This window comes from Planococcus sp. A6, from assembly GCF_028823615.1.
GTDB lineage: Bacteria > Bacillota > Bacilli > Bacillales_A > Planococcaceae > Planococcus.
Window position 1 is genome coordinate 1 of sequence record NZ_JAPEHT010000101.1, and the last position, 12,408, is coordinate 12,408.

Genomic DNA, 12,408 nt, shown 5'->3' on the forward strand with positions numbered 1-12,408 from the left:
GATTTTTTTTGGAATTTTGGTTGACAGTAACGCGTAGTGAATGATAGTATATTAAGGGTTGATGATTATCGATCTTTGCATGTCAGGAACATGATCGTCAGGTACTAAGCAAAAACAGTAAAAGCGTTCAGCTTTGCTGGATGTAGCCATGATGGCATTACTGGATACCGGTTTTTGTGTGAAATCACAAAGACTTTGTTTTTTACCCAAAAATGAACCACCTGGATATGTGGTATTAGAACACCTTTTGAGAGGAGGAAAAATCGATGCCTACAATTAACCAATTGGTTAACAAGCCTCGTAAACCAAAAAGCACTAAATCAGACTCACCAGCGTTGAACAAGGGGTATAACAGCTTCAAGAAAGCACAGACTAACTTGAGTGCTCCACAAAAACGCGGCGTCTGCACACGTGTTGGAACGATGACACCGAAAAAACCAAACTCCGCATTGCGTAAATACGCGCGTGTACGTTTGACAAACCAAATTGAGGTCAATGCATATATCGGCGGCGAAGGTCACAACCTTCAAGAGCACAGTGTTGTTCTTATCCGCGGAGGACGCGTAAAAGACCTTCCGGGTGTACGTTACCACGTTGTACGCGGCGCACTTGATACTGCTGGAGTAAACGGCCGTATGCAAGGACGCTCTAAATATGGAACAAAACGCCCTAAAGCAAAAAAATAATAACAATGAATTAACGATAGTTTTCGTTGAAAGGAGGAACATACATGCCTCGTAAAGGTCCTGTAGCTAAACGTGACGTGTTGCCAGATCCGATTTATAGTTCGAAATTGGTAACTCGTTTAATTAACAAATTGATGGTTGACGGAAAAAGAGGTACTTCACAAAAGATCCTCTACGGTGCGTTCGAACTAATTAAAGAACGCAGCGGGAAAGATCCAATCGAAGTATTCGAACAAGCGTTGGAAAACATCATGCCGGTTCTTGAAGTTCGCGCTCGCCGTGTTGGTGGAGCTAACTACCAAGTACCAGTTGAAGTTCGTCCAGAACGCCGTACGACTCTTGGACTTCGCTACCTAGTGAACTACTCACGTCTACGTGGGGAAAAAACTATGGAAGAGCGTCTAGCTAACGAAATCCTAGATGCTGCCAACAACACTGGTGCTTCCGTCAAAAAACGTGAAGATATCCACAAAATGGCAGAAGCCAACAAAGCATTTGCTCATTACCGCTGGTAAATTCTTGCGAAACTTAAAATCTTATTTCGAGACGGAAGGAGAAAGACCATATGCCTAGAGAGTTCTCCTTAGACCATACACGTAATATCGGAATCATGGCTCACATCGATGCCGGTAAAACGACTACTACGGAGCGTATTTTGTATTACACAGGCCGTATCCACAAAATCGGCGAAACGCATGAAGGTGCTTCTCAAATGGACTGGATGGAGCAGGAGCAAGAGCGTGGAATCACGATCACATCTGCTGCGACAACAGCTTCATGGGAAGGCCACCGCGTTAACATCATCGATACTCCAGGACACGTAGACTTCACAGTTGAAGTTGAACGTTCACTGCGTGTACTTGATGGTGCTGTAACGGTTCTTGATGCCCAATCAGGCGTTGAGCCACAAACAGAAACTGTATGGCGTCAAGCGACAACATACGGAGTACCGCGTCTTGTATTCATCAACAAAATGGATAAAATCGGCGCAGACTTCCTGTATTCAGTAGGCACTCTTCACGATCGCCTGCAAGCTAACGCACACCCGATTCAATTGCCAATCGGCGCAGAAGACGAGTTCTCAGGGATCATTGACCTTGTAAACATGAACGCGCGCTTCTATGCGAACGATTTGGGAACTGAAATCACTGAAGGCGAAATTCCTGAAGAGTACAAAGAGCTTGCTGACGAGTGGCACACGAAACTACTTGAAGGCGTTGCTGAGCTTGATGAAGACTTGATGGAAAAATACCTTGGTGGCGAAGAAATTACTGTTGATGAACTTAAAGCTGCAATCCGTAAAGGAACGCTTGACGTTGAGTTCTACCCAGTAGTGTGCGGAACTGCTTTCAAAAACAAAGGGGTTCAATTGATGCTTGATGCAGTAATTGATTACCTCCCATCTCCACTAGATGTACCGCCAATGACAGCGTTGCGTCCAGATTCAGACGAAGAAGTATTGCGTAAAGCATCTGAAGAGGAGCCTTTCTCTGCTCTGGCATTCAAAGTAATGACAGATCCATATGTAGGGAAATTGACGTTCTTCCGTGTTTACTCTGGTACTTTGAAATCTGGTTCATACGTACAAAACTCTTCAAAAGGCAAGCGTGAGCGCGTAGGACGTATCCTGCAAATGCACGCTAACTCCCGCGAAGAGATCGCTGAAGTATATTGCGGGGACATCGCTGCTGCGATCGGCCTAAAAGATACTTCTACAGGCGATACGCTATGCGACGAAAAAGACCAAGTAATCCTTGAGCGCATGGTCTTCCCGGAACCGGTTATCTCACTTTCAGTAGAGCCGAAATCCAAAGCGGACCAAGACAAGATGGGCCAAGCCCTTGCGAAATTGCAAGAAGAAGACCCAACTTTCCGTGCACATACAGACCAGGAAACTGGTCAAACGATCATCGCAGGTATGGGTGAGCTTCACCTTGATATCCTAGTTGACCGTATGAGACGCGAATTCAACGTTGAAGCAAACGTCGGAGCTCCTCAGGTATCTTACCGTGAGACATTCCGCCAGTCTGCAAAAGTTGAAGGGAAGTTCGTACGTCAATCCGGTGGCCGTGGTCAGTTCGGACACGTTTGGATCGAATTCTCTCCAAACGAAGAAGGCGCTGGCTTTGAGTTCGAAAATGGAATTGTCGGTGGTGTTGTTCCACGTGAATACATCCCAGCAGTTGAAGCGGGTCTTCGCGACTCTCTTGATAACGGTGTAGTTGCCGGTTATCCATTGGTAGACATTAAAGCACGTTTGTTCGACGGATCTTACCATGATGTTGACTCCAACGAGATGGCATTTAAAGTTGCTGCTTCTATGGCACTGAAAAATGCTGTATCAAAAGTTAACCCGGTAATCCTTGAGCCGATCATGAAAGTTGAAATTGTAATCCCTGAAGAATACCTTGGCGATATCATGGGTGACGTTACGTCTCGCCGTGGACGCGTAGAAGGTATGGACGCTCGCGGAAACGCACAAGTTGTCCGTTCAATGGTTCCACTTTCTGAAATGTTCGGTTATGCAACAAACTTGCGTTCTAACACGCAAGGACGCGGTGTGTTCTCTATGCACTTCGATCACTATGAAGAAGTGCCGAAATCCATCGCTGAAGAAATTATCAAGAAAAATAAAGGCCAATAATTGAATTTTGACCTTTAATCAAGTATAAATAGTTTGTATGCCCAATCTGCGGTTTATTTCGATAGCTTGGGTACTCAAACTACTACTATTAACTTACATTCTGAGGAGGATTTTTCTAATGGGTAAAGCTAAATTTGACCGTTCTAAAACACACGCTAACATTGGTACAATCGGACACGTTGACCATGGTAAAACAACTTTGACTGCAGCAATCGCTACAGTTCTTGCTAGAGCATCAGGCGGGGAAGCTCGTTCTTACGACCAAATCGATAACGCACCTGAAGAAAAAGAGCGCGGTATCACAATCAACACTTCTCACGTTGAGTACGAAACTGAAACACGCCACTATGCACACGTTGACTGCCCAGGTCACGCTGACTATGTTAAAAACATGATCACTGGTGCTGCACAAATGGACGGCGGGATCCTAGTAGTATCTGCTGCTGACGGCCCAATGCCACAAACTCGTGAGCACATCTTGCTTTCACGTCAAGTAGGCGTACCTTACCTTGTAGTATTCATGAACAAATGCGACATGGTAGACGACGAAGAGCTTCTTGAACTAGTTGAAATGGAAGTTCGCGACCTATTGTCTGAATATGACTTCCCTGGCGATGACATCCCAGTCATCAAAGGTTCTGCGCTTAAAGCCCTTGAAGGTGAGCCAGAATGGGAAGAAAAAATTCTTGAGTTGATGGCTGCTGTTGATGAGTACATCCCAACTCCAGAACGCGACACTGACAAGCCATTCATGATGCCAGTTGAGGACGTATTCTCAATCACTGGCCGTGGTACAGTTGCAACTGGCCGTGTTGAGCGTGGACAAATCAAAGTCGGCGACAACGTTGACATCATCGGTATCAACGAAGAAGCTAAATCTACAACTGTTACAGGTGTAGAAATGTTCCGCAAATTGCTTGACTATGCTGAAGCTGGCGACAACATTGGCGCACTTCTTCGCGGAGTTTCCCGTGACGATATCCAGCGTGGACAAGTTCTTGCTAAACCAGGCACAATCACTCCACATACAACTTTCAAAGCGGAAGTTTATGTTCTTTCAAAAGAAGAGGGTGGACGTCACACTCCATTCTTCACAAACTACCGTCCGCAGTTCTACTTCCGTACAACTGACGTAACTGGCGTTTGTAACCTTCCTGAAGGAGTAGAAATGGTTATGCCTGGCGACAACATCGAAATGGATGTTGAGCTTATCTCACCAATCGCTCTTGAAGAAGGTACTAAGTTCTCTATCCGTGAGGGTGGACGTACTGTAGGCGCTGGCGTTGTAGCTTCTATCCAGAAGTAATTCGCCTTTGCTTGAATCCCCTAGCTCATTATGAGTTAGGGGATTTTTTTGTGTTCATTTTCTTGAAAGTGGAAGTTATATTTTGTGACAGTGTTGTGAAATGAGGGCATTTATGAGCTTGCGATCTATGTCTTGTATAGAGGACTTTCTAGTAATCTGAGCACCTTGTAAGCCTGATTCTCTTTATTTTATACGCAATATATCGCATTTCAATAAAATATTCAAACTTTTTTAAAAACATTTGAAACCGCGCTGCGACAACGATGTAAACGGATACAAATGATTTCAATGTTCAGAATTAGCAAAAAAATCACATTTTGTTTGTTGACACCCTTTGGAATAGGCGATATGATAGCAACAATTTAACAGAACAAAGCATTTACAGCGCTAATCCTCATAAAAAATTTCGGAGAAAGAAGTGGACATCATGACTGAACAAGTAATCTATATGAATGGTGAATTTGTAAAAAAAGAAGATGCCAAGGTTTCAGTTTATGATCATGGCTTCCTATATGGCGACGGAGTTTTCGAAGGCATTCGTTCATACAACGGAAATGTCTTTCGTTTAGAAGAACATCTGGAGCGCCTTTACGATTCGGCTAAATCAGTGATGCTTGAAATTCCGCATACTTTCGAAGAAATGACGCAGCTGGTCGTAGAAACGCTCCGGCAAAATAAATTGAAGGATGCGTATATCCGCTTAGTCGTCTCACGCGGAGTCGGGAATCTCGGGCTCGATCCATTCAGCTGTGCAAAGCCGAATGTCATTGTCATCGCAGAACCGCTTTCTTTATTCCCGAAAGCCTTGTACGACAGCGGCATTGAAATCGTCTCGGTCGCTTCAAGAAGAAGCCGCTCAGACGTCCTTAGCCCGAAAGTGAAGTCACTGAACTATATGAACAACATCCTGGTGAAAATCGAAGCAAGCCTGGCGGGTGTCTCTGAAGCGCTCATGCTGAACGATCAAGGCTACGTGGCTGAAGGATCGGCCGATAATATCTTCATTGTCCGCAAAAACAAATTGCTGACGCCTCCCGGTTATGTAGGGGCGCTCGAAGGAATTACGCGCAACGCCATCATGGAAGTCGCAGCTGAAAAAGGTTACCAAATGGAAGAAGGCGTCTTTACTAGACACGATGTCTACGTCGCAGACGAAGTGTTCCTGACAGGGACGGCAGCAGAAGTCATCGCCGTCATTAAAGTGGATGGACGCGTTATCGGCGACGGCAAGCCAGGACCTGTCACCAATGATCTTCTCGAAGCGTTCCGCGAGCTGGTGCAGCAAGACGGCGTTAAAGTGTATAACGAAGAACATCTAAACGTAGTATAAATTCATATGATCAATTCAATGACGAGGTTAAAGCAAATGGAATACAGCATTCACAGAGAGCCGGGGCGGTGGAAGCCGGCAATGCTGCCAGATGCGACATCCCCTCTGAGTGGAATGCTGAACGGCCTCGGCCTTCTAGGTGTTCCCGGTGACTGCAAGCGACGGGTTATCGTTATCAGCGGATAAGCAATTATCCAAGAGGCTGCAAATCGCAGTGAAATAGGGTGGTACCATGAAGCTTTTTCATCCCTATGCAAAGAAGATGTCTTCTTTGTGTAGGGATGGAAAAGCTTTTTCATTTGCTACTTCCGAAGACTTAAGAAGAAGGAGGCGGAAAGATTGGGAGTAAACGTAAAGGTCAGAGAAGAACTCAAACAAGGATTATCCGGCAGCGGGGCAGACGTCTTAATTCAATCATTGAAACAGCAGGGTGTTGAGATCATTTTTGGCTACCCAGGAGGTGCGGTTCTGCCAATCTACGATGCTTTGCATCGAAACCCGATCCGCCACATATTAGCGAGACACGAACAAGGCGCGATCCATGCAGCGGAGGGCTACGCCAGAGTTTCCGGAAAAGCAGGAGTGGTCATTGCAACGTCAGGCCCTGGGGCGACGAACCTCGTCACCGGGATTGCGGATGCCATGCTCGATTCATTGCCGCTCGTCATCTTCACCGGGCAAGTTGCTACATCGGTTATCGGAACAGATGCTTTCCAGGAAGCGGATATCGTCAGCATCACACAGCCGATCACGAAACATAATTACCAGGTGAAAAAAGCGGAAGACTTGCCGCGGATCATCAAGGAGGCATTCTTCATCGCTTCAACAGGGCGCCCGGGACCGGTCGTCGTCGATATCCCGAAAGACGTGTCGACGATGCTGTTCGCCGGAAGTGAAGAACAAGCGGATGCAGATGTGTACTTGCCGGGCTACCAACCGACCATCTCGCCGAATTATCTGCAGATCCAAAAGGCAGTGCAAATGCTGTCCAAAGCGAAAAAGCCGGTGATTCTCGCCGGTGCCGGAGTATTGGCAGCGAGAGCTTCTGAAGAGCTTCAAGCATTTGCGGAACATCATCAAATCCCGATCGTGAACACCTTGCTGGGGCTTGGAACAGTCGGCGGCGATCATGAATTGTTCCTCGGCATGGGCGGCATGCACGGAACGTATGCAGCGAACACGGCAATTTGTGAATGTGATGTCTTGCTGAATATCGGAGCCCGTTTTGATGACAGGCTCACCGGCAATTTGGCGTCATTTGCGCCGAATGCGGAAGTCATCCACATCGATATCGATCCGGCAGAAATCGGGAAGAACGTCCCGACAGCGATTCCGATCGTGTCGGATGCTAAAGCGGCATTGGTCGAGCTATTAAAAAGCAATTTCGAAAGCCCGGACACAGAAGAATGGCGTGGCAAGCTCAATGCTTATCAAGAAGCTTACCCGCTTCAGTATCATCAAAAAGAACGAAAAGGCATCATGCCTCAGCAAGCTGTCGAATTGATCCACCGTTTGACGGGTGGCGATGCGATCGTCACGACGGATGTCGGCCAACACCAAATGTGGACGGCTCAGTATTACCGCTTCAACAACCCGCATAACTGGGTGACATCCGGTGGGCTTGGGACGATGGGCTTCGGCTTCCCGGCAGCGATCGGCGCGAAGTTTGCAAGACCGGAAGAGACGGTCGTGGCCGTCGTCGGCGATGCCGGTTTCCAAATGACTTTGCAGGAATTGTCACTATTGCAGGAATACCGCCTGCCGGTAAAAATCGTCATCTTGAACAATCAAAGCCTTGGGATGGTTCGCCAGTGGCAAGAAACCTTCTATGAGGAACGTTATTCCCAATCGATGATGCCGGTGCAGCCGGATTTCGTGAAACTGGCAGCCGCTTATGATCTCGACGGCTATAAAGTCGAAACGATGGAAGAAGCGGAAGAAGTATTCAAAAAAGCGTTTGAATCAGATGGCCCAGCGCTCATCGATTGCCGGGTAATCCAACTTGAATGTGTGTACCCGATGGTAGCGCCAGGCAAAGGGCTCAACGAAATGATCGGGGTGAAAGGCGAATGAAGCGAGTAATCACAACGACGGTCATCAACCAGAGCGGCGTCTTGAACCGAGTTACCGGGCTGTTGATGAAGCGTCAATTCAATATTGAAAGCATTTCGGTCGGACATACCGAACAAGCGGGAATTTCCAAAATGACTTTCGTGGTCAATGTGGAAGATAAAGGCAAGCTGGAGCAATTGCTCAAACAGCTGCAAAAGCAGATTGACGTCTTGAAAGTCAATGACATTACCGATAAGGCGATGGTCATGAGAGAGCTCGCGCTGATTAAAGTGGTGGCACCGCCCGCAGCGCGCAGCGAGATCTACAGCATCGTCGAACCGTTCCGCGCGACAGTGGTCGATATGAGCAAAAACGTCACCACGTTCCAAGTAACAGGCGATCCTGAGAAAATCGAAGCCTTCATCGATTTGATGAAGCCATACGGCATCAAAGAATTAACAAGAACCGGAGTATCCGCTTTTGTCAGAGAAACGCAAAAAGCCCATACACCGCAATTGAACATCCTTTAAACTAAAACCCCAAACCCTGAGGAGGAAATTAAAAATGGCAAAAATGTATTATAACCAAGACGTAAACGACCAGGCACTAAAAGGACAAACAATCGCGGTGATCGGCTACGGTTCACAAGGCCATGCCCATGCCCAAAACTTAAATGATTCAGGCTTCAAAGTGGTAGTCGGCGTCAGACCCGGAAAATCATTCGACCAGGCAAAAGCAGATGGCCTAGAAGTGGCGACAGTAGCGGAAGCGGCGCAAGCAGGTGACGTCATCATGGTACTCGTGCCGGATGAGCGCCAGACGCAAATCTACGAAGAATCGATCAAGCCGCATCTAACGGCAGGCAAATCGCTCGTCTTCGCACACGGTTTTAACGTTCATTTCAACCAAATCGTGCCGCCGAAAGATGTGGACGTGTTCCTTGTGGCCCCTAAAGGCCCGGGACATCTTGTCCGCAGAACGTTCGAAGCAGGAGCAGGCGTACCGGCATTGTTCGCAGTACATCAAGATGTATCCGGCAATGCAAAAGATACTGCTTTAGCTTACGCAAAAGGCGTCGGTGCTGCACGTGCCGGAATCTTGGAGACGACGTTCAAGGAAGAAACAGAAACGGATCTATTCGGTGAACAAGCCGTTCTTTGCGGCGGGGTGACGTCACTCGTCAAAGCTGGATTTGAAACTTTGGTGGAAGCAGGCTATCAGCCGGAACTGGCATACTTCGAATGCTTGCACGAACTGAAATTGATTGTTGACCTCATGTATGAAGGGGGTATGTCCGGCATGCGCTACTCGATCTCCGATACAGCGCAATGGGGAGATTTTGTATCCGGCCCGCGCATTGTCGATGCCGATACAAAAGCCCGCATGAAAGATGTATTGACGGATATCCAAACCGGCAAGTTCGCCAAAGGCTGGTTACTTGAGAACCAATTGAACCGTCCGGAATTCACGGCGATCGAAAACGCTGAAGCGGAACACCAAATCGAACAAGTCGGACGCGAGTTGCGCGCCATGATGCCATTCGTCAATGAAAACAAAAAACCAAAAGAGGTGGCTGCTAATGTCTCAAATTGATATTTTCGATACGACACTACGGGACGGAGAACAGTCGGCCGGGATCAACTTGAATACAGCTGAGAAAATCGAAATCGCCCGCCAGCTCGAACGTCTAGGCGTGACGATTATCGAATCGGGGTTCCCGGCTTCATCGCCAGGAGACTTCGACGCAGTGCAGCGGATAGCCGGTACGGTGAAGAACTCTATCGTAACGGGACTGTCCCGCTCCATGAAAGCGGATATCGACCGGACATGGGATGCCTTGAAGGGAGCGGAACAACCGCATATCCACATTTTCTTGGCAACGTCTCCTATCCATATGGAACATAAATTGATGAAAACACCGGAACAGGTCGTCGACATTGCTGTCGAATCTGTTCGTTACGCGAAAAAATTCTTCCCGCTCGTCCAGTGGTCAGCGGAAGATGCCTCAAGATCCGACCCGGAATTCTTGGCACACATCATCAAGAAAGTCATCGAAGCAGGCGCCACGACAGTCAATTTGCCGGATACAGTCGGTTATGCGACACCTGAAGAATACGGGGCGATGTTCCGTTATATGACAGAAAACGTGCCGGGCATCGAAAACGTTAAGCTATCGGCGCATTGCCATAACGATTTGGGCATGGCGACAGCGAACACGCTAGCTGCGATTGAAAACGGCGCGACGCAAGTCGAAGGCACAATCAACGGCATCGGTGAACGCGCAGGAAACGTCGCGTTGGAAGAAATTGCAGTGGCGCTCCATATCCGCAAGCAATTCTACGAAATCGAAACCGGCATTAATTTGAACGAGATCAAACGCTCGAGCCAATTGGTCAGCCAATTGACCGGCAGCATTATCCAGCCGAATAAAGCAGTCGTCGGGAAGAACGCTTTTGCGCATGAATCAGGCATCCACCAGGACGGCATGCTGAAAAACCCGCTGACCTATGAAATCATCACGCCGGAATTGATCGGCGATGCAGCGACTGAATTGGTGCTTGGCAAACATTCCGGCAGGCACGCATTCCGCGACCGTGCGGTGAAGATGGGCTTCGAATTGCCTGACGCTAAATTGAATGAAGCGTTTATTGAATTCAAGAAACTTGCCGACCGTAAAAAACAGATCACAGAAGACGATTTGTTTGTTTTGCTAACAGACCAGCAAATCAATGACACCGAGACACCTATCTACGAGCTGGAAAGCGTGCAAGTGCAATACGGCACAGCGAACATCCCAACGGCGACAGCATCCGCTATCGGTCCGGACGGCACCGCTATTCACGAAGCGGCAACCGGATCCGGTTCGGTCGAAGCGATATTCAATACACTTGAACGCATTGTCGAAGGCAAAGTGCATATCCTGGACTACCGTGTGACATCTATCGGCAAAGGCCGCGATGCACTCGGCGAAGCCGTTATCAATATGAGCTATGACGGAGAGACCGTCACAGGCCGCGACGTCGCGCAAGATGTTTTGGAAGCGACCGCGAAAGCTTATTTCAATGCAGTGAACCGCCAGTTGGTGAAACAGGGAAATAAAACGAAGATCCAAGCAGTTTAATCAGCAAACCCACAGAGGAGGAATTACTATGGAAAAGACAATCGCAGTATTGCCAGGAGACGGCATCGGACCAGAAGTAACAGAGGCGGCAGTGAAGGTGCTAAAATCCATTGCGATGCGCTATGGGCACACATTCCATTGGAAATTCGCGGCAATCGGGGGAGCGGCGGTCGATGAATCCGGCAGCCCGCTGCCCAAAGAAACCGTTGAAGCGTGTGAAGCGAGCGATGCCATCCTCCTCGGTGCGGTAGGCGGCCCGAAATGGGACAACAACCCCGCAGAACAGCGCCCGGAAAAAGGGCTGTTGAATATCCGTAAACACTTCGATTTGTTTGCCAACGTCCGCCCTGTCAAAGCGGTACCGGCACTTCTCGGATCTTCCCCATTAAAAGAAGAAATTGCGCGTGAAGTGGACATGGTCATCGTTCGCGAATTGACTGGTGGCTTGTATTTCGGTGAACCGAAACGCCATAATGAAAAATCCGCAGTCGATACACTCGTCTACACGCGGGCGGAAATCGAACGCATCGTCGACCAGGCATTCGAAATGGCCCGGTCGCGCCGCGGTAAATTGGCTTCTGTAGACAAAGCGAACGTCCTAGAATCCAGCAAGCTTTGGAGAAAAGTCGTTGAAGAACGCAAGGCGGGTTATCCGGATGTGGAAGTTGAACATATGCTGGTCGATTCAGCTGCGATGAAATTAATCACCAACCCACGGTCATTCGACGTCTTGGTGACGGAGAACATGTTCGGCGATATCTTGAGCGATGAAGCATCGGTCATCACCGGTTCGCTCGGCATGCTGCCGTCCGCGAGCATCCGTTCAGACGGTTTCGGTTTGTATGAACCGGTACACGGCTCGGCACCGGATATCGCAGGGCAAAACAAAGCAAACCCGTCCGCGGCGATTTTGTCGGCAGCGATGATGCTGCGCCAATCGTTCAATATGGATTCAGAAGCATCGGCGATTGAAGATGCGGTTATGAGCGTCCTTGAAGATGGCTATTGCACAGGCGATTTGTCAGCTTGCGGCAATAAAGTCATCTCAACAGAACGCTTCGTGGAAAAAGTCATCGAAGAATTGGAACGGGAATTCGTGTCGGAACACATCATGTTTTCCTACGTGTAAATGGAAGGGGCACTCTGCTATGGCAAAAACGATTATTGAAAAAATCTGGGAACAGCATATTGTATTCGAAGAGCCGGGAAAACCCGACCTGTTGTATATCGACCTTCATCTCCTGCATGAAGTCACTTCCCCGCAGGCGT

General features: G+C 48.2%; 10 protein-coding genes. All 10 read left to right on the forward strand.

From position 1 onward, the window contains the following. The first annotated feature begins 266 nt into the window (after positions 1-266). The 10 genes from rpsL to leuB all read left to right on the forward strand — a co-directional run bounded on the left by rpsL (position 267) and on the right by leuB (position 12,268). Positions 267-686, forward strand: a complete 420-nt coding sequence (gene rpsL / locus ON064_RS13710) for a 30S ribosomal protein S12 (RefSeq protein ID WP_068459672.1) — start codon at positions 267-269, stop codon at positions 684-686. 44 nt (positions 687-730) lie between these two features. Continuing rightward, a complete protein-coding gene (gene rpsG, locus ON064_RS13715; RefSeq protein WP_058382176.1) occupies positions 731-1,201 on the forward strand; it encodes a 30S ribosomal protein S7 in 471 nt (156 codons plus the stop codon). Positions 1,202-1,251: 50 nt separating this feature from the next. Continuing rightward, entirely contained in the window at positions 1,252-3,330 is a 2,079-nt protein-coding gene (gene fusA, locus ON064_RS13720; RefSeq protein WP_274625211.1) for an elongation factor G, read from the forward strand. Positions 3,331-3,448: 118 nt separating this feature from the next. Next, on the forward strand, positions 3,449-4,636 hold the full coding sequence (tuf, locus tag ON064_RS13725) for an elongation factor Tu (RefSeq protein WP_121301287.1): 1,188 nt from the start codon (positions 3,449-3,451) through the stop codon (positions 4,634-4,636). A 427-nt stretch (positions 4,637-5,063) separates the two neighbouring features. Further along, positions 5,064-5,966, forward strand: coding sequence for a branched-chain-amino-acid transaminase (ilvE, locus tag ON064_RS13730; RefSeq protein ID WP_058382173.1), 903 nt, complete (start codon positions 5,064-5,066; stop codon positions 5,964-5,966). A 339-nt stretch (positions 5,967-6,305) separates the two neighbouring features. Continuing rightward, positions 6,306-8,039: a biosynthetic-type acetolactate synthase large subunit gene (gene ilvB, locus ON064_RS13735; protein ID WP_274625212.1), complete on the forward strand. Its 1,734-nt coding sequence runs from the start codon at positions 6,306-6,308 to the stop codon at positions 8,037-8,039. After that, complete coding sequence (gene ilvN / locus ON064_RS13740) at positions 8,036-8,548, forward strand: acetolactate synthase small subunit (protein WP_058382171.1); 513 nt, start codon at positions 8,036-8,038, stop codon at positions 8,546-8,548. The genes ilvB and ilvN overlap by 4 nt, the downstream gene beginning before the upstream one ends. Before the next feature lie 34 nt (positions 8,549-8,582). Then, complete coding sequence (gene ilvC, locus ON064_RS13745) at positions 8,583-9,611, forward strand: ketol-acid reductoisomerase (RefSeq protein ID WP_058382170.1); 1,029 nt, start codon at positions 8,583-8,585, stop codon at positions 9,609-9,611. After that, complete coding sequence (locus tag ON064_RS13750; protein WP_274625213.1) at positions 9,598-11,139, forward strand: 2-isopropylmalate synthase; 1,542 nt, start codon at positions 9,598-9,600, stop codon at positions 11,137-11,139. The genes ilvC and ON064_RS13750 overlap by 14 nt, the downstream gene beginning before the upstream one ends. A 28-nt stretch (positions 11,140-11,167) precedes the next feature. Next, positions 11,168-12,268, forward strand: coding sequence for a 3-isopropylmalate dehydrogenase (gene leuB, locus ON064_RS13755; protein WP_274625214.1), 1,101 nt, complete (start codon positions 11,168-11,170; stop codon positions 12,266-12,268). The last annotated feature ends 140 nt before the right edge of the window (positions 12,269-12,408 follow it).